The 477-nt window shown below is 71.7% G+C and carries 1 protein-coding gene; it reads left to right on the forward strand.

The window, feature by feature from the left end; translation table 11 throughout:
• Positions 1–477 (forward strand): hypothetical protein (locus AC07RN_RS21055; RefSeq protein WP_478337229.1); only part of this gene is annotated, 477 nt, incomplete at both ends.

Below are 477 nucleotides of genomic sequence, written 5' to 3' on the forward strand. Positions count from 1 at the left end.
GTGGAGAACCGCGAGGAGGTCGCGGCGCTCGCCGCGCAGCAGCAGGCAGAGAAGGACGCCGGGGAGACCGTCGAGGCCGTCGCCGCGCCGATCGCCGAGCCGGTCGAGGACGCTCCCGCCGAGTCCGGCGACGTGGACGTCCCTCCGCGTGACGCGGCGGAGCGTCTGACGTTCGCGACGTGGGCGGTGGTGACGGGCAAGTCGGCGAAGAGCATCTTCGCGACGCTGCCGATCCTCGACGACGAGTCGGCGGAGAAGTTGGCGGCGCGGCTGTCCGAGCGGTCGGGCGGCGAGATCACCGTCGACGACGTGCTCGACGCCGAGACCATCGAGCAGCTCGCGGAGACGGTGCGTCAGCATCTCGAGGACGGGCTGAAGATCGACGGTCTGGTGCGCACCCTGCGTCCGCGGGCCGAGGGTTCGGATGCGGTGCCGGTGTTCGTGTTCCATCCGGCGGGTGGGTCGACGGTGGCGTAC

The organism is Lelliottia sp. GFLA7, from assembly GCF_056490165.1.